16 protein-coding genes and 1 tRNA gene are annotated in these 17839 nt (G+C 67.5%); 5 read left to right on the top strand and 12 right to left on the bottom strand.

Annotated elements, in window-relative coordinates:
- Window positions 1-4 precede the first annotated feature (4 nt).
- Window positions 5-1453: a sigma-54-dependent transcriptional regulator gene (locus ACW18C_RS04690; RefSeq protein ID WP_492073077.1), complete on the top strand. Its 1449-nt coding sequence runs from the start codon at window positions 5-7 to the stop codon at window positions 1451-1453.
- A gap of 162 nt (window positions 1454-1615) precedes the next feature.
- On the opposite strand, the gene ACW18C_RS04685 is transcribed toward ACW18C_RS04690, so the two are convergent.
- The 4 genes from ACW18C_RS04685 to ACW18C_RS04670 form a co-directional block, all read right to left on the bottom strand.
- A complete protein-coding gene (locus ACW18C_RS04685; protein WP_492073075.1) occupies window positions 1616-1996 on the bottom strand; it encodes a hypothetical protein in 381 nt (126 codons plus the stop codon).
- 12 nt (window positions 1997-2008) lie between these two features.
- Complete coding sequence (gapR, locus tag ACW18C_RS04680; protein WP_008263716.1) at window positions 2009-2284, bottom strand: nucleoid-associated protein GapR; 276 nt, start codon at window positions 2282-2284, stop codon at window positions 2009-2011.
- 196 nt (window positions 2285-2480) lie between these two features.
- Window positions 2481-2606: a type B 50S ribosomal protein L36 gene (ykgO, locus tag ACW18C_RS04675; protein ID WP_008263184.1), complete on the bottom strand. Its 126-nt coding sequence runs from the start codon at window positions 2604-2606 to the stop codon at window positions 2481-2483.
- 241 nt (window positions 2607-2847) lie between these two features.
- A tRNA-Ala gene (locus ACW18C_RS04670) sits at window positions 2848-2924 on the bottom strand.
- A gap of 182 nt (window positions 2925-3106) precedes the next feature.
- Between ACW18C_RS04670 and ACW18C_RS04665 the strand changes: the two genes are divergently transcribed.
- On the top strand, window positions 3107-4384 hold the full coding sequence (locus tag ACW18C_RS04665) for a lytic murein transglycosylase (protein ID WP_492073073.1): 1278 nt from the start codon (window positions 3107-3109) through the stop codon (window positions 4382-4384).
- Between the two features lie 192 nt (window positions 4385-4576).
- Here ACW18C_RS04665 and tdh read toward each other — a convergent pair whose 3' ends face one another.
- The 7 genes from tdh to ACW18C_RS04630 all read right to left on the bottom strand — a co-directional run bounded on the left by tdh (window position 4577) and on the right by ACW18C_RS04630 (window position 14102).
- Entirely contained in the window at window positions 4577-5629 is a 1053-nt protein-coding gene (gene tdh / locus ACW18C_RS04660) for an L-threonine 3-dehydrogenase (RefSeq protein ID WP_008258650.1), read from the bottom strand.
- A gap of 104 nt (window positions 5630-5733) precedes the next feature.
- Window positions 5734-6924 carry a glycine C-acetyltransferase gene (locus tag ACW18C_RS04655; RefSeq protein WP_492073072.1) on the bottom strand — a complete coding sequence of 397 codons (1191 nt, stop codon included), beginning with the start codon at window positions 6922-6924 and terminating at the stop codon, window positions 5734-5736.
- A gap of 42 nt (window positions 6925-6966) precedes the next feature.
- Window positions 6967-7881 (bottom strand): DUF4232 domain-containing protein, encoded by a 915-nt coding sequence (locus ACW18C_RS04650; RefSeq protein WP_492073069.1) that lies wholly within the window; start codon window positions 7879-7881, stop codon window positions 6967-6969.
- Window positions 7882-7944: 63 nt separating this feature from the next.
- Window positions 7945-8367: a methylmalonyl-CoA epimerase gene (gene mce / locus ACW18C_RS04645; RefSeq protein WP_492073067.1), complete on the bottom strand. Its 423-nt coding sequence runs from the start codon at window positions 8365-8367 to the stop codon at window positions 7945-7947.
- Window positions 8364-10535, bottom strand: coding sequence for a methylmalonyl-CoA mutase (gene scpA, locus ACW18C_RS04640; protein ID WP_492073066.1), 2172 nt, complete (start codon window positions 10533-10535; stop codon window positions 8364-8366). Before scpA ends, mce begins: the two co-directional genes overlap by 4 nt.
- On the bottom strand, window positions 10532-11911 hold the full coding sequence (locus tag ACW18C_RS04635) for a methylmalonyl-CoA mutase family protein (protein WP_492073065.1): 1380 nt from the start codon (window positions 11909-11911) through the stop codon (window positions 10532-10534). The genes scpA and ACW18C_RS04635 overlap by 4 nt, the downstream gene beginning before the upstream one ends.
- A 211-nt stretch (window positions 11912-12122) precedes the next feature.
- Window positions 12123-14102, bottom strand: coding sequence for an acetyl-CoA carboxylase biotin carboxylase subunit (locus ACW18C_RS04630; protein ID WP_492073064.1), 1980 nt, complete (start codon window positions 14100-14102; stop codon window positions 12123-12125).
- A gap of 114 nt (window positions 14103-14216) precedes the next feature.
- Here ACW18C_RS04630 and ACW18C_RS04625 point away from each other — a divergent pair, with 114 nt between their 5' ends.
- Window positions 14217-14726: a hypothetical protein gene (locus ACW18C_RS04625; RefSeq protein ID WP_155988091.1), complete on the top strand. Its 510-nt coding sequence runs from the start codon at window positions 14217-14219 to the stop codon at window positions 14724-14726.
- A 3-nt stretch (window positions 14727-14729) separates the two neighbouring features.
- On the opposite strand, the gene ACW18C_RS04620 is transcribed toward ACW18C_RS04625, so the two are convergent.
- Complete coding sequence (locus ACW18C_RS04620) at window positions 14730-16265, bottom strand: acyl-CoA carboxylase subunit beta (RefSeq protein WP_492073063.1); 1536 nt, start codon at window positions 16263-16265, stop codon at window positions 14730-14732.
- On the opposite strand from ACW18C_RS04620, the gene ACW18C_RS04615 reads away from it, so the two are divergent.
- The gene (locus ACW18C_RS04615) at window positions 16264-16404 is read left to right on the top strand and encodes a hypothetical protein (protein WP_154726651.1); all 141 of its coding nucleotides are present in this window, start codon (window positions 16264-16266) and stop codon (window positions 16402-16404) included. The genes ACW18C_RS04620 and ACW18C_RS04615 overlap by 2 nt on opposite strands.
- Window positions 16397-17833, top strand: a complete 1437-nt coding sequence (locus tag ACW18C_RS04610; protein WP_008261034.1) for a helix-turn-helix domain-containing protein — start codon at window positions 16397-16399, stop codon at window positions 17831-17833. Before ACW18C_RS04615 ends, ACW18C_RS04610 begins: the two co-directional genes overlap by 8 nt.
- Window positions 17834-17839 lie beyond the last annotated feature (6 nt).

Genomic DNA, 17839 nt, shown 5'->3' with positions numbered 1-17839 from the left:
TCCCATGGCCAAGACCGTTCTGGTGGTCGACGACGATCCGACCCAGCGCCGCCTGCTGCAGGCCGTGCTCGAACGCGACGGCTACGCCGTGGTCCATGCGGCCGGGGGCGGCGAAGCCATTGACCGCATGCTCCGGGGCGGCGGCGCAGACATGCTGTTGCTGGACATGGTGATGCCCGAGATGTCGGGTCTGGAATGCCTGGCCGAGCTGCGCAGCGCGGGCGTGACCACCCCGGTCATCGTCCTGACGGCCAACGGCGGCATCGACACTGTGGTCAAGGCCATGCAGGCCGGCGCCCAGGACTTCTTCGTCAAGCCGGTCGGACCCGAGCGTCTGCTGGTCGGGGTGCGCAACGCCCTGAAGATGACCCAGCTGACGGCCGAGGTCGGCCGGCTGACCAAACGGGCGCAAGGGCGCGCCAGTTTCGACGACATCATCGGCGACAGCGCCCCCATGCGAATGGTCAAGGCTCTTGGAACGCGGGCCGCCAAGTCGTCCATTCCGGTGCTGATCACAGGCGAAAGCGGCGTCGGCAAGGAAGTCATCGCCCGCGCCCTGCACGGCGCCAGCGACCGGGCCGGCAAGCCCTTCGTCGCCGTCAACTGCGGCGCCCTGCCCGCCAATCTGGCGGAATCCATCCTGTTCGGCCACGAGAAGGGCGCCTTCACCGGGGCGGTCGACAAGACCCTGGGCAAGTTCCGCGAGGCCGACGGCGGCACCCTGTTCCTGGACGAGATCGGCGAACTGCCGCTGGACCTCCAGGTCAAGCTGCTGCGCGCCCTGCAGGAGAGCGAGATCGACCCGGTCGGCGGAAAACGCCCGGTCAAGATCGACGTCCGCATCGTCTCGGCCACCAATCGCGACCCGGCCCAACAGGTCAAGGACGGCGCCTTCCGCGAGGATCTGTTCTACCGCCTCAACGTCTTCCCGATCGAGGCCCCGTCCCTGCGCGACCGCCGCGAGGACATCCCGGCCCTGGTCGATCATTTCATCGCCCGGTTCAACGCCGAGGAAGGCAAGCGGATCGTCGCCTGCGCGCCCGAGACCCAGGCCATGCTCCAGGCCTTCGACTGGCCCGGCAATGTGCGCCAGCTGGAGAATGCGGTGTTCCGCGCCATTGTGCTGGCCGACTCGCCCTTCCTTCAGCCCTATGATTTCCCGTCCATCTCGGGCGTGGTGGCGCCGATGCCGGAGGCGACGACGACTCCGACCCAGACCGCCCCCTCCTACGCCGACCTGCCGCCCCTTCCTGAACAGCCGATCCGCATCCTGGACGACCGCGGCCATCTGCGGACGCTGGAAGACATCGAACGCGACCTGATCCAGCACGCCATCGAGGTCTACGCCGGCCACATGAGCGAAATCGCCCGCCGCCTCGGCATCGGCCGCTCCACCCTGTACCGCAAGGTCCGCGAACAAGGGCTGGAAGGACAGCTGAAGGAGGCGGGGTGAACGTCAGCCTCCTGATTCCAGCCGTTTCAGAAACGCCTTCACACTCCCCTCACCGTCATCCTCGGGCTTGACCCGAGGATCGGGCGCCAGGTCGGCGCTCACTCATCAACGCTGAGTTGCGGACAACCCGATCCTCGGGTCAAGCCCGAGGATGACGATCCATTAGAGATCCTTTGATTTTTTACCCCACCGCCGCTTAGGCTCCTCGCCCTTGGCCTTGGCGGTGATTTCCTTCAGCTTGCGGCCCTGCATGGCCGACAGGGCCTGACCGGGCGCGCCCTTTTCAGGGTCGGCGAAGGCGCGGCCGTGGGTCTTCACCCGTTCCCCGACCGAATCGAGGAACTCCCCCTCCCATTCCGACAGAGAAACGCCCGCCTTCTCTGCCGAGCGGCGGGCGCGTTTCAACGCGTTCAAGGCCGCGCGCTTGGCGGCCTCACGCTGGATTTCGAACGGGCTAGGCAGCGGCTTCTTGGGCGCGCTATCGCCCTTCGGCCCGCCTGAGCGCGAAAGGCCGCCGCCTGGCTTGAAGGGGGTGCGCTTCAAGCCGGGTCAGTCTCAGATCTCGCCGAGGGCCGACAGATAGAGGTCCAGGATGGCGTCCTCTTCCTGGCGCTTGGCCTTGTCCTGCTTGCGGATGCGGATGACCTTGCGCAGGATCTTGACGTCATAGCCCTCGCCCTTGGCCTCGGCGAAGACTTCCTTCATGTCCGTCATCACGGCCTGCTTGTCTTCCTCAAGGCGCTCAAGACGCTCGATGATGGAGCGCAGCCGGCCCTGGGCCGTCGCGGTCAGAACATCGGACGAGGCGTCGAAGGCGGCGTCATCGGCCATGGGGAATACTCCAGAAATCAAGCGCGGACGCTAACCACGCCCAGCGGCGCGGCTCAACCGCCGAACACGAAAAAGGCCGCGGACAAAGCCCGCAGCCTGTGGATCGTCAGAGCTTTTGTCGCGCTGTCGCCCTTCGGGCGACCTAAGCGCGGCCCTGCGTGCGCACGCCGCCCAAGCGGCGCGCCGCGAACGCAGCTTAGCCCTGCTTCGCCTTGAAGCGCGGGTCGGTCTTGTTGATGACGAAGACGACGCCCTTGCGACGCACGACCTTGCAGTCGCGGTGACGGGTCTTCAGGGACTTGAGCGAGCTGCGGACCTTCATGGTCGGACGTCCTGAGAGAAGCCAATAAGAAAGCCGCTGATCCGGTCGGATCGCGGCGGAGGCGGTCGTATAGAGAGCGGTCCGGAGAAGGTCAACCCGCTACAAGGCAAATGCACGGAAAACCCAATCCCCGCCTGCCCGGCGCGGCGATCCCCGACCCGTGCTTAAGTAGCGTAAAGCGCGATAGCACCCAAAATCATGTGCTCAAGCAGCCCGAAGGGCGATAGCACCAAAAAGAAGATGGAGGCCTGACCTCCGAGTCGAACGGAGGGTTTCCGGGGTTGCACGCCCGTCGCGTCGCCACTCCGCCATCAGGCCGTCAGAGGACCCTGCGCCAATACGCCGCAGTTCGTTAGCGCGTCGATGAAATTGAGGGTTAACGACGTCAATAGGGGAGTCTCCCGGCGCCGCTTTCGCGCCACAGGCGCTTTGTGGCGCGTGAAAGTCATTCGCGCGGATGTCATTTCACCTATTACCTCGGGGGCTGTAGTCTGAATCTCATGCGCTTTTCCTATCGCCTACTCCTCATCTGCTGTGTCGCCGCCTGCGCGCCGATGCTGCCCGAGCCGCCCGTCAATTTGCCGACGCCGACGCCTGACCCGGGCGCGCCCGTCGCGGCGCCGACGCCCGCGCCCCAGACGCCGCCCCTGGCCGCCTATGACCAGCAGGGTTTCGAAGGCTGGAAACAGGGATTCCTGGCGCGCAAGGGCGGGGGCCGTCGCGCCGACTACGAACGCGAACTGGCCGGGCTGACGCCCGACGCCTCGGTCGTGCGGCTGGACCGCAATCAGCCCGAATTCTCCAAGCCCGCCGGCGCCTATATCCAGAATGCGGTGACGCCGGTGCGAATCGCCCAGGCCAAGCAGCGGATCGACCGCGTGCCGTGGCCGGTGGTCCAGCGCTTCGGCGTGCCGTCCGAGATCCTGGTCGGGGTCTGGGCCCAGGAAAGCGCCTTCGGTCAGGTTCAGGGCGACTATGACGTCATCCGCTCGCTGGCGACCCTGGCCTATGACGGCCGCCGCCGCGACTGGGCCGAGGCCCAGCTGAAGGACGCGCTGGACATCGTCGTGGACGGCCGGCGCGAACGCGCGGGCCTGAAAGGCAGCTGGGCCGGGGCCATGGGCCAGACCCAGTTCATGCCCGACAACTATCTGCGCCTGGGCGTCGACCAGGACGGCGACGGCAAGGTCGACATCTGGGGCGACGACGCGGACGCCCTGGCCTCCGCCGCCAATCTGCTGGCCCAGGCCGGCTGGAAGCGCGGCCAGGGCTGGGGCTACGAAGTCGTCCTGCCCGCAGGCTTCAACTACGCCGAGGCCGAGGGGCCGAAACACAACTGGGCCCACTGGGCGGCCAGGGGCGTGCGCCTGGCCCAGGGCGGCACGCCGAACGGCGCCGAGGCGCTGGAAGAGGCGACCATCCTGCTGCCCCAGGGCGCCAACGGCCCGGCCTTCCTGGCCCTGCCGAACCATTATGTGATCCGGCGCTACAACAACTCGGTCTCCTACGCCCTGGCCATCGGCCTGACGGCGGACGGGATCATGGGCAAGCCCGGCCTCACCAAGGCCTGGCCCAACGACGCCTCCATGTCGCGCGAACAGCGGATCGGCGCCCAGTCAGCCCTGACGCGACTGGGCTATGACACTCAAGGGGTCGACGGGGTCATCGGAACCAACACGCGCACGGCGCTGCGCCGCTGGCAACAGGCCAACGGCCGCATCGCCGACGGCTATCTGACCGCCGCCCTGGCCGACGAACTGATCCGCAAGGCGAACTGAGGGGCGACTTCACCTCCCCGCGCGCGAAGGCGCGCGGGGAGGACAGGCGATCGCGTCAGCGAGCGCCAGGAGGGGGCGACTCGGTTTCTGAAGCTGGATCGGTCATCACCACTATCGGAGTCGCCCCCTCCTGGTCGCTGCGCGACCGGTCCTCCCCATTCGCCTACGCGAATGGGGAAGTGAGCCAAAGCCTCAGGCCGCCTTGTCCCAGTTCAACACCACCTTGCCCGACTGGCCCGACTTCATCGCCTCGAAGCCTTCGCGATAGTCGGCATAGTCCAGCCGGTGGGTGATCAGCGGGCTCAGGTCCAGGCCAGCCTTCAGCAGGCCCAGCATCTTGCGCCAGGTGGTGAACATCTCGCGGCCATAGACGCCCTTGATGGTCAGGGCCTTCAGGATGATCGCGCCCCAGTCGGTCTCCATGGGTTTGCCGGGAATGCCCAGCATGGCCATGCCGCCGCCCATGATCAGGGTATCGACGCACTGTCTGAAGGCGATGGGCGAGCCCGACATCTCCAGCGCCACGTCGAAGCCGACCTTCAGGCCCAGTTCCTTCATCACGTCGTGGATGTCTTCCTTGGTCGTGTTCACGGTGCGCACGCCCGGCGCCACCTTCTGCGCCAGCTCCAGCCGGAAGTCGTTGATATCGGTCAGGACCACGGTGCGCGCCCCGGCATGACGGGCCACGGCAGCGGCCATCATGCCGATGGGGCCGGCGCCGGTGACCAGGACGTCCTCACCCAGCAGGTCGAACTGCTGCGCCGTGTGCACCGCATTGCCGAACGGGTCCAGGATCGAGCCGATCTCATAGGGCACGTCGTCGGGCAGTTCGATCACGTTGAAGGCCGGCGCCACGACGAACTCGGCGAAGGCGCCCTGGCGGTTCACGCCGATGCCGCGCGTCTTGGGGTCCAGGTGGAAATGACCGGCGCGGGCCGCTTCGGAGTTCAGGTCGATGACATGCCCCTCGGCCGAGACGCGCTGGCCGATCTTCAGCGGGCGATCCACGTCCTTGCCGACGGCGACGATCTCGCCGGCGAACTCGTGGCCGGTGATCATCGGGGTCGGGACGTTCTTCTGGGACCATTCGTCCCAGTTCCAGATATGGATGTCGGTGCCGCAGACGGCGGTGCGGTGCACCCGGATCAGCACGTCTTCCGGTCCCGCCTCAGGGATCGGCGCGTCGATCAGTTCCAGGCCGACGCCCGGGGCGGTCTTGGCCAGGGCTTTCATCGTGTCGGTCATAGTCTCAACTCCCTGAAATCATGGCCTCGGCTTGTTCCGAAGCCCGCGGCTGAGGCCCCACGCCTCCTCACCGCTTGTTCTTCGTCGATGGCGCGCGAAGAGGGCTAAATGACGCCCAGTTCTCGTCCCGCCTGCGTAAACGCCGCCACCGTGCGGTCGATCTGGTCGAAGCTATGCGCCGCCGACATCTGGGTGCGGATGCGGGCCTGGCCGCGCGGCACGACGGGGAAGGAAAAGCCGATCACATAGACGCCCAGCTCCAACGCGCGCGCTGCGAAATCTTGGGCCAGTTTGGCGTCGCCCAGCATGACAGGGATGATCGGATGTTCGCCGTTCAGCAGGTCGAAGCCCGCATCGGTCATGGCCATGCGATAGCGGTGGGCGTTGGCCGACAACCGGGTGCGCAGGGCGTCGCCCTCCGCCCCTTGAGCGATACGGATGGCCTCCAGGCTCGATCCGCACACCGCCGGCGCCAGGGCGTTGGAGAACAGATAGGGCCGCGCCCGCTGCTTCAGCAGTTCGACCACCGGCTTCTTCGCACAGATGAAGCCGCCCATGGCGCCGCCCAGGGCCTTGCCGAAGGTGCCGGTGACGAAGTCCACCTCGACGCCGTGGTGGGCGAAGGAGCCCTTGCCTTGCGGGCCCAGGAAGCCGGTGGCGTGACAGTCGTCCACCATGATCAGGGCGTCGTACCTGTCGGCCAGCGCCCGGATCTCGTCCAGTTTGGCGATATAGCCGTCCATCGAGAAGGCGCCGTCGGTGGCGATGATGATGTCGCGGGCGCCGGCCTCGCGCGCCTCCTTCAGCCGGCTTTCCAGCTCATCCATGTCCGAGTTGGCGAAGCGATAGCGTTTGGCCTTGCACAGCCGCACCCCGTCGATGATCGAGGCGTGGTTCAGGCTGTCGGAGACGATGGCGTCGTTGTCGCCCAGCAGGGGTTCGAACAGGCCGCCGTTGGCGTCGAAGGCGGCGGCGAACAGAATGGCGTCCTCGAAACCCAGATAGCCGGCGATGGCGGCTTCAAGCTCCTTGTGGATCTCCAGCGTGCCGCAGATGAAGCGGACCGAGGCGGTGCCCGCGCCCCACTTCTGCTGCGCGGCGATCCCGGCCTGGACGACACGCTCGTCGCCCGCCAGGCCCAGATAGTTGTTGGCGCAGAAGTTCAGCACGTCGCGGCCGGCGACCTGGATCACCGGTCCCTGGCGCGAGGCGATGATGCGTTCGGGCTTGGTCAGGCCCTGGGCGTCGATCTCGGTCAGTTCGCCGGCGACGCGGTCGTAGAAGCTCTGGGTCATGGGCCGCGACCTACGCCGATTTCGACCGGGATTCCACCCGTCTTAGGTCGCCATCTCGGGATCCGCCTCGGCCCGGATCGGGCTGACGCGGACCTTGCCGCCGCAGGGCTGGAAGGCGAAGGCCAGGCTGACCGCCGCCGTATCGTTCGGCGCCGTGACCCGTAGGGTCGCCGCGCTCGGACAGGTCTTCTGCATCGTCTCGTCCGGCACGACGTTCCACGCCACCTCGAAATAGGCCTTGGCCCGGGGCGCCAGTTCGACCGGCGCCGGCGCTTGGCCCTGACGGAAATAGCTGCCGGGGCTCTGGTCGGCGCGGATCGTGGTCAGGGGCCGCCCCTGCGCGTCCAGCAGGGTCACGCCCGGATAACCGGTCAGGCTGCAGGCCTGGGCGCCGAGGTTCTGGAGGCTGAAGTTGCGCACCCGATTGCCCGCCCCGGCGTCGCCGCCTTCGGCCGCCAGTTTCAGCTGCGGCCCCTTGCAGGGCGTGGACGCAGGCAGGACACCGCCCGGCGCCGGCGTGGTCGTCTGGCCCGGCAGGACTTGCGGAACCGGCGAGACGGGCGCCGCAGTCGCCACCGGCCGCGCGCATTGTTCCAGCACCTCCACCCCGACCTCCTCGTTGGGGCCGAGGCGGCTCAGGGTCGCGCGCTCCTGGCCGTCGCGGGGGGCGGTCCACCATTCGACGCCCGAGCCGACATAGCGGGCGCCGCTGGCCGCCTCGACCGAGCGCAGATCATAGGTCTGACCCTTGTAGGCCAGCTGCGCCGTGGCCGTGTCGGGATACCGCGCCTCGACCATCGCCCCGCTCTCGCAAGCGTAGCCGACAGCCGGAGCGGCCGACGCGGGCGCCGGCTGGGGCTCGACCGGAGCAGTCGGCTGCTCAGGCTCCGCCTGTTGGCAGGCGGAGACTCCCGTCAGGGCGGCGATCGCGACGAAGGCGGTCAGGCGGCGCATCATGGTGAAATCTCTCCCGTTCGGTGATCCAACGGCTAAGCTGGCGAAAGGCTCCGCAGTCGAACCTCAATGGTCGCCTTTCGGCGTCTCCATCAGCTCGATCAGCACCCCGCCCATGCCGCGCGGGTGCAGGAAGACGACCGGCGTCCCGTGCGCCCCGATGCGCGGCTCGCCCGTGCCCAGGATGGTCACCCCCTTGGCCCGCATCTCGGCGACGGCGGCGTGGATGTCGGCCACCTCGAAACAGACGTGGTGCTGGCCGCCCTTGGGGTTCTTGGCCAGGAAGCCGACGATCGGGCTGGTGTCGTCATAGGGTTCGATCAGCTCGATCTGGGCCGTCGGGGTGTCGATGAAACAGACCTTCACCCCCTGCGCCGGCAGGTCGAAGGGCTCGCCGATCTTGGTCGCGCCCAGAATGTCGCGATACAGTTTGATCGAGTCCGCGATGGACGGGGTCGCGACCCCGACATGATTCAGGGCGCCGATCATGCGGTCTCCCCCCTCTTGTGATTTGGTGGCGCAGGCTGGGCGTAACCCAGGCGCTGGTTCAGTTTCTCGATCAGGTCCACCGCCGTGTCGGCGATGGCCGAACCGGGCAGATAGACGGCGGCGGCCCCCATATCGAGCAGGGGCTGGACGTCCGACGGCGGGATCACCCCCCCGACCACGATCATGATGTCCGGCCGCCCCAGCCGCGCCAGCTCGGCCTTCAGTTCCGGCACCAGGGTCAGGTGGCCAGCCGCCAGGGACGAGGCCCCCACCGCATGAACCCCCTTGTCCACCGCATCGCGCGCCGCCTCGGCCGGGGTCTGGAACAGGGCTCCGGCGGTGACGTCGAAGCCCAGGTCGCCGTATCCGGTGGCGACCACCTTCTGGCCCCGGTCGTGCCCGTCCTGCCCAAGCTTGGCGATCAGGATGCGCGGCGGCCCGCCGTCGTTCTCGACGAAGGTCGCCACCATCTCGCGGGCGCGGGCGAAGCGGGGATCGGCGCCGGCCTCCTTGGCGTAGACGCCCGACACGGTCTGCACCGTCGCCACATGGCGGCCGAAAGCGGCCTCCAGCGCATCGGAGATCTCCCCCACCGTCGCCTTGGCCCGCGCGGCCTGCACCGCCAGCTCCAGCAGATTGGCGGTTCCCCGCGCCCCGTTCGTCAGCGCCTCCAGCGCCGCATCGGTCGCCGCCGGGTCCCGCTCGGCCCGCAGCCGTTTCAGCTTGTCGATCTGGGCCGCCAGCACCGCCGCATTATCGACCTTCAGCATCGGAATATCGTCGACGACGGGGTTCAGATATTTGTTCACCCCCACCACCGTCTGCTGGCCGGTGTCGATCCGGGCCTGGGTTTTGGCGGCGGACTCCTCGATCCTCAGCTTGGGAATCCCGGCCTCGATCGCCTTGGCCATGCCGCCCAGGGCCTCGACCTCGGCCATATGCGCCCGCGCCCGTTCGGCCAGTTCGTGCGTCAGCCGCTCGACATAGAAGCTGCCGCCCCACGGATCGATGACCCGCGTCAGCCCCGTCTCCGACTGCAGCAGGATCTGGGTGTTGCGCGCGATCCGGGCCGAGAAGTCGGTCGGAAGCGCCAGGGCCTCGTCCAGGGCGTTGGTGTGCAGGCTCTGCGTCTGGCCGCCCGCCGCCGCCATGGCCTCGACCATGGTGCGCGGCACATTGTTGAACACGTCCTGGGCCGCCAGGCTCCAGCCGGAGGTCTGGCAGTGGGCGCGCAGGCTCAACGACTTGGGATCGACCCCGCCCTCTTTCCGCACCGCCTCGGCCCACAGCAGGCGGCCGGCCCGCATCTTGGCCACCTCCATGAAATAATTCATGCCGATGGCCCAGAAGAAGCTCAGCCGCGGCGCGAACCGGTCGATCGGCATGCCCGCCGCGACGCCCGCCCGCAGATATTCGATCCCGTCCGCCAGCGTATAGGCCAGCTCGATATCCGCCGAGGCCCCCGCCTCCTGCATGTGATAGCCGCTGATCGAGATCGAATTGAACTTCGGCGTCTCCTGCGCCGTCCAGGCGAAGATGTCGGCGATGATCCGCATCGAGGGCTCGGGCGGATATATGTAGGTGTTCCGAACCATGAACTCCTTCAGAATGTCGTTCTGAATGGTCCCGGTTAGGGCCGCATGCGGCACGCCTTGCTCCTCGGCCGCGACGACGTAAAGAGCCAGGATCGGCAGCACCGCCCCGTTCATCGTCATCGACACCGACATCTGGTCCAGCGGGATCCCGTCGAACAGGGTCCGCATGTCATAGATGCTGTCGATGGCCACGCCGGCCATGCCGACGTCGCCCTTCACCCGCGGGTGGTCGCTGTCATAGCCCCGATGCGTCGCCAGATCGAAGGCGATGCTCAGCCCCTTCTGACCCGCCGCCAGATTGCGACGATAGAAGGCGTTCGACTCCTCGGCGGTCGAGAAACCGGCGTACTGGCGGATGGTCCAGGGATTGCCCGCATACATGGTCGGATAGGGCCCGCGCACGAAGGGCGCGAACCCCGGCAGGCCGTCCTGGTGCGCCAGCCCCTCCAGCGCCTCTGCGCCGTAGGCAGTCGCCACGGTCAGCCCCTCGGGCGTCAGCCACGGGTCCCGCGTCGGCCCTTGCCCTGTCGCGTCGAGACTCAGGGCGATTTTGCTGAAGTCAGGGAAACTCATTGCGCCGCCTCCTCAAAGGCCGCAGCGAAGCGGATCGGGCTCAAGGGTTCGCACACCCGCTCGACCGGCGACGGCGCCGCGTCAGCCGCCTCGACCGGGGCCGGCCGCACGTCCGCGTCCACATATTTGGTCACGCCGATGATCTGGGCCGCGCCGTTCGCCAGGGCCGCCTCGCGCAGGGCGCGGGCGCGGGCGATGCGGGGCTGGATCACCGACCCCTTCAGGGCCTCGACCAGACCGCCCTCGGCCTCGATCATCTGGAACTCGGCCCAGCCCGCCTCGGCCAGATCCCGCGTCCGGGCGTCCAGATACCAGCTCCCCGCCGCCGGATCATCGACCCGGCCCAGGTTGGCCTCCTCCATCAGCACCAGCTGGGTATTCCTCGCCTGCCGCCGAGCAAAGGCGTCGGACCGCCCGGTCGCGCGGGTGAAGCCCTCCAGCACCACCACATCCGCGCCCCCCACCGCGCCCGCAAACCCCGCCGCCGTCAGCCGCAGCAGATTGGGCCAGGGATCGCGCGCCGCCAGCATCCGCCGCGACGACCGCGCCTCGATCACGGCCGGCGCCTCGACCCCGAAGGCTCGCGTCAGCCCCGCCCAGATCAGCCGCATGGCCCGCACCTTGGCCAGGCTGTCGAAATATTCCGCATCGACCGACAGGCCGACGACCGTGCCGCGCAAAGCCGCCTCGACCGACATCCCGGCGTCCACAGCCGCCTTCGCATGGGCCACGACGCTTGAGGCCGCAAAGGCCAGCTCCTGCGCCGCCGATCCGCCCGCCTCATGCGCCACGCGTCCGCTGGCCATGAAGAAGCTCGCGTCGGGATAGGCCCCCGCATGCCGCGCCGCCGTATTGGCCGCCAGACTCAGATGCTCTTCGACCGAACGCGGCGCCCCGCCCGCCTCGGCGAAGGCCGAGACCGGGTCCATGTGGAATCTCAGCTGGGCGCGCGGCGACCCCTTGGCCACGACCGCCAGGGCGTTGGCCGCATCCGGCCCGTCGATCCCCGCATCCAGCGCCACCGGCGCCAGCTCCAACGCCACGCCTTCCAGCGCCCGGCCCAAGGGCGCGGAATCCGCCAGCACCCGCCCCTTCAGCACCACCGAGGCCGCGCCGTTCTCCAGATCGGTCAGGACGGCGGCGTTCACCGCCTCGGGATCATCCCCCTCGACCAGGGTCCGCAAATCCCAGGCCCGGCCTTCGGAGTCCGACGGACGCGGGGCGAAGATCGGCTGCACGCCCGTCGCGCCCGCATACAGCGGCCGCGTCACCAGTTGGTCGGCGTCGAGATGCATCAAGGACTCGATCGGCCGATCCTTCAGCGCCTTCTGGGCGGACTCGCGCCATTCGAGGGGGGTGGGTGTGGGGAAGCTCACGCGGCCGCCCCCCCTTCTTCTTTCGTCATTCCGGGCGTAGCGCAGCGGAGACCCGGAACCCAGCGGCGCCGAAGGCGAAATGGTTCAGCCGCACGATGTTTGAAGACCGAATCCGCGACAGTTTCGCGCTCACGCGCGCCGCTGGGTCCCCCGGTCTGCGCCGCGAAGGCGCGGCTTGCCGGAGGATGACGAAAGAAGAGAAGGGCGGTCATCACCCGAACTCCACCAGCACATCATCCGCCGCCACCGGATCCCCGTCCTTGGCCCCCACCGCCTTCACCACCCCGTCGCGCTCCGCCTTCAGGATGTTCTGCATCTTCATCGCCTCGATGATCGCCACCGTCTCGCCGGTCTTGACCTCCTGGCCCACCACGACGGGGATGGACACCACCAGCCCCGGCATCGGCGACAGCACCATCTTCGACGTATCCGCCACCGCCTTCTCCGGCAGGCGCGCATACAGTTCCGCGACATGCGGCCGCATCACCCGAACCCGAGCCCGCGCCGCCCGGTGACGAATATCAAAGCCGTCGGCGACGCGTTTGACCTCGGCGGTGAAGGCCTCGCCGTCCAGCTCGGCCTTGAACTGGGCCAGACCCGGCCGCCAGTCGATGTCCGACAGGCGGATGTCGCCCCCGCCCGTCAGGGTCAGGATCATCTCCTCGTCCTCATCGTAGGACAGGCCGACCCCGTGCGGCGTCTTGTCGATCATCACGATCCAGTCGGTGCGGTCCGACGGATCGCCGTCCTGTTCGGCGATGACCTCGTGCATGGCCAGGGCCGAGGCGATCAGGATCCGCTCCTGCTCCACCGTCGGGCGCAGGCCGTGGAAGCCGTCCGGGAACTCGTCCTTGATATAGCTGGTCGACAGATTGCCCGACTTGAACCGGTCCTGGTCCATCACCGCCGCCAGGAAGGGCACATTATGCCCCAGGCCCGACAGATGGATGTCCTCCAGCGCCCGGGCCATGCCCGTCACCGCGTCCTCGCGCGTCTCGCCCCAGGCGCACAGTTTGGCGATCATCGGGTCGTAGAACATGCTGATCTCGTCGCCCTCGCGGACGCCGGAATCGTTCCTGACCGTGTAATCCCCCTGATCGCCTTCTTCGGGCTGCTCGTATCGGACCAGCCGCCCGATGGACGGCAGGAAGCCGCGATACGGGTCCTCGGCATAGATCCGGCTCTCGATGGCCCAGCCGTCGATCTTCAGGTCCTTCTGCTCGAAGGCCAGTTTTTCACCCCAGGCCGAACGGATCATCTGTTCGACCAGATCGACCCCGGTGATCAGCTCCGTCACCGGATGCTCGACCTGCAGCCGGGTGTTCATCTCCAGGAAGTAGAAGCTCTTGTCCTGACCGGCGACAAACTCGACCGTGCCGGCGCTGTCATAGTTGACCGCCTGGGCCAGGGCGACGGCCTGCGCCCCCATGGCGGCGCGGGTGGCCTCGTCCAGCAGGGGCGAGGGCGCCTCCTCGATGACCTTCTGGTTGCGGCGCTGGATCGAACATTCGCGCTCGAACAGGTGGACCACATGGCCGTGCTTGTCGCCCAGCACCTGGATCTCGATGTGGCGCGGGTCGATGATGAACTTCTCCAGGAAGACCCGGTCGTCGCCGAAGGCGTTCAGCGCCTCGGCCTTCACCGCCGCAAACCCCTCGGCCATGTCGGCGTCCGAATGGGCCACGCGGATGCCCTTGCCGCCGCCCCCGGCGCTGGCCTTGATCATGATCGGATAGCCGATCTCGTTGGCGATCCTGACCGCCTCCTCCGGCGTCTCGATCAGCCCCATATGCCCCGGCACGGTCGAGACCCCCGCCTCGGCCGCCAGCTTCTTGGAGCTGATCTTGTCGCCCATAGCCTCGATGGCCTCGGGGTTCGGCCCGATGAAGGCGATCCCCTCGTCCCTCAGCCGCCGCGCGAACCCGGCGTTCTCGCTCAGGAACCCAAAGCCCGGATGCACCGCCTGCGCCCCCGTCTGGCGCACCGCCTCGACGATCTTGTCCGCCAGCAAATAGGACTGCGCCGCCGGCGCCGGCCCGATCAGCACCGCCTCGTCAGCCATCTCGACCGCCAACGACCCGGCGTCGGCCTCCGAATAGACCTGCACGGTCTGGATGCCCATGCGGCGGCAGGTCTTGATGATCCGAACCGCGATCTCGCCCCGGTTGGCGATGAGGATTTTGGAGAACATGGTCAGTCTTTCTGCGTGATCTCATCCATGGGGTTTTCCCCAGAGGACTTCGGCGCGCGCTTGACAAAGGCGAAAACTAGGCGGGAACATAGAGTGAACAACTCGGAGGTTGCCATGACAGACATTCCGTTGGCCCTGGGCGGCCTTAAGACCGCAATAGACATCGCAAAATCACTCATTGGCGTGAGAGACCAAACAATCATCCAAACGCGAGTGATCGAACTCAATCGCATAATCCTTCAAGCGCAGGAGGACGCCACGATTGCGAGAGCTGAACGAGATGAGTTGAAGCAAACCATACGAGCGTTGCAGGCTGAAATCGAAGCCACCAATTCGTGGGACGCTGAAGCCACGCACTACGCATTGAAGCAGGTTGGAAAAGGCGTGGTGCTTTACGGCCTCAAAACGAATCGGGGCGAGCCAGATCATTACCTTTGTCCGAACTGCTTTTCTGATCGAAAGAAGTCCTTCGTCCAAAAGACGCAGGCGAGCCGACATGGTGAGCTTTTCATCCATAAGTGTTTCACCTGCTCCTCAGAATTCGAGTTTGAGGCACGACCATGGGCGGGTGGAGGGGCGACATCGTACTCATCAAGCTACGATCCGTACGCAGAACTCGAATAGCCATCACAGCGGAATATTATCGTGCTTCTTCCAGGGGTTCTCCTGGACCTTGTTCTTCAGCGTCCGCAGCGCCTTCACCAACCGCCGCCGCGTCCCATGCGGCATGATGACGTCGTCGATATAGCCCAGGCCCGCCGCCACGAACGGATTGGCGAACCGGTCCTTGTACTCCGCCTCGCGCGCGGCCAGGGCCGCCGGATCGCCGGCCTCCTTGCGGAAGATGATCTCGACCGCCCCCTTGGCGCCCATGACCGCGATCTCGGCGGTGGGCCAGGCGTAGTTGACGTCGCCGCGCAGGTGTTTCGAACTCATCACATCATAGGCGCCGCCATAGGCCTTGCGCGTGATCAGGGTCAGTTTCGGCACCGTCGCCTCGGCATAGGCGAACAGCAGCTTGGCCCCGTGTTTGATCAGGGCGCCGTACTCCTGCTTGGTCCCCGGCATGAAGCCCGGCACGTCCACGAAGGTGACGATCGGAATGTCGAAGGCGTCGCAGAAGCGCACGAACCGCGCGGCCTTGCGGCTTGAATCGATGTCCAGCACGCCCGCCAGCACCTGGGGCTGGTTGGCGACGATGCCGACCGTCTGACCGTCCAGCCGGCCGAAGCCGCAGATGATGTTCTTGGCGAAGTCGGCCCCGATCTCGAAGAAGTCGGCCTCGTCGACCACCTTCAGGATCAGCTCCTTCATGTCATAGGGCTGGTTCGGATTGGCCGGGATCAGGGTGTCCAGCGACGGCTCGTCCCGCTCGGGCTCGTCATAGCTCTCGCGCACCGGCGGCTTTTCGCGGTTCGACAGCGGCAGGAAGCCGATCAGGCGGCGCACCTCCGACAGGGCCTCCAGGTCGTTCTCGAACGCCCCGTCCGCCACGCCCGACTTGCCCGCATGGACCCGCGCCCCGCCCAGGTCCTCGTGGCTGACGACCTCGTTGGTGACGGTCTTCACCACATCGGGGCCGGTCACGTACATGTAGCTCGTGTCCTTCACCATGAAGATGAAGTCGGTGATGGCCGGCGAATAGACGTCGCCGCCCGCGCACGGCCCCATGATCACGCTGATCTGGGGGATGACGCCGCTGGCCAGGGTGTTCTGCAGGAAGATGTCGGCGTATCCGGCCAGGCTCTCGACCCCCTCCTGAATCCGCGCGCCCCCGGCGTCGAACAGGCCGATGATCGGCGCGCCGGTCGTCAGGGCCATCTTCTGCAGCTTGACGATCTTGGCCGCATGGGCCCCCGACAGGCTGCCGCCGAACACCGTGAAATCCTTGGAGAAGACATAGACCAGCCGCCCGCCGATGGTGCCGCGCCCCGTCACCACTCCGTCGCCGGGGATGCGCTGATCCTGCATGCCGAAGTCGTGGCTGCGGTGCTCCACGAACATGTCGGTCTCCTCGAAGGAGCCCTCGTCCAGCAGAACGTCGATGCGTTCGCGCGCCGTCAGCTTGCCCTTGGCGTGCTGGGCGGCGATACGCTTTTCCCCACCGCCCAGTTTGGCGGCGGCGCGACGGCGCTCCAGTTCTTCAAGGATGGCTTGAGTCATGATCGGTTTCGGCCTTGTGTTCGAACGGCAAGGAGTGGCGGCTTCATCGCAAAATGGCAAACGCAACTTTGCAAAAGGTGCGGAACTGCGCGGACTTGCAAAGGCGGCGACGATGAACTGCAAACTTGCGAATGGCTGAGAAGCTTTTCCTGGGCGCGAAGCTGCGCAAGCTGCGCGAGGCGCGCGGCTGGACGCTGGAGGCCTGCGCCGAACGTCTGGGCCTGTCGCCGTCGTACCTGTCGCAGATCGAGACCAATCAGCGCCCGGCCACCGCCCGCGTCCTGATCGCCCTGACCCGCGCCTTCCATATCGACGCCAGCCTGTTCGACCTGGAGGGCGACGCCCGCCTGATCGCCGACCTGCGCGAGGCCACCACCGACATCGCCGGCCCGGTCAGCGGCGGGGCCGAGCCCCCGACCGCGGCCGAGCTGAAACAGGCCGTCGCCAACACCCCTCGCCTGGCCCATCAGTTCCTGGCCCTGCACCAGGCCTTCCGCCAGCTGGACGAGCGGGTGAAGGCGCTGGACGACACCCTGGGCCGCGACGAACTGGGCGCCCGCGTCGCCCTGCTGCCCTATGAGGAGGTCCGCGACTTCTTCCACTACCGCGACAACTACGTCGACAGCCTCGACACGGCGGCCGAGGCCCTGGCGGCGGCGGTCCCCCAGGACGGCCCGATCGAACGCGCGCTGGAGACCCTGCTGGCCGACCGGCACGGCGTCCGCACCGTCTATGTCGCGGGTCAGGAGGCCCTGCGCCGCTATGATCCGGCCAACCGGGTGCTGACCCTCGACGCCTGGCGGCCCGGCGCGACCCGGTCGTTCCAGCTGGCCCACCAGCTGGCCCTGTTGTCCTTCCGCGACCTGATCGAGACCGAGCTGGACCAGGCCGCCTTCCGCACCCAGGCCGCGCGCGACGTGGCCCGCGTCGGCCTGGCCAACTACGCCGCCGGCGCGCTTCTGCTGCCCTACCGCGCCTTCCTCGAGGCGGCGCGGGCCGAGAAGCACGACATCGACCGCCTTCGCACCCGCTTCCAGGTCAGTTTCGAACAGGTCTGCCACCGGCTCTCGACCCTGCAACGGCCCGGCTGGCGCGGCGTGCCCTTCTATTTCGCCCGGGTCGACATGGCCGGCAACATCACCAAGCGGCACAGCGCGACGCGCTTCCAGTTCGCCCGCTTCGGCGGCGCCTGCCCCCTGTGGAACGTGCACGAAGCCTTCGCCACGCCCGACCGGATCGGGGTGCAGCTGGCCGAGATGCCCGACGGCTCGCGCTACATCTCCATTGCACGCTCCGTGTCCAAGCCCAGCGGCTCCTACCTGGCCAACGACCGCCGCTACGCCCTGTCCCTGGGCTGCGAGGTCGAGCACGCCGGATCCCTGGTCTATGCCGCCGGTCTGGACCTGAACGGCCCCGCCGCCCGGATCGGCGTCAGCTGCCGCATCTGCGAGCGCACCGACTGCACCCAGCGCGCCTTCCCGCCCCTGGACCGCGCCCTGCACGTGCCCGAGAACGAGCGCGGGGTGGTGCCCTATGTGCTGGATGGCCCGCGCCCGGACCGCTATTGATCGGGG

Source organism: Brevundimonas sp. FV1ye7S (genome assembly GCF_058680995.1).
Note: the sequence above shows the minus strand (reverse complement) of the source record. Positions and strands in the feature narration are given on the sequence as shown.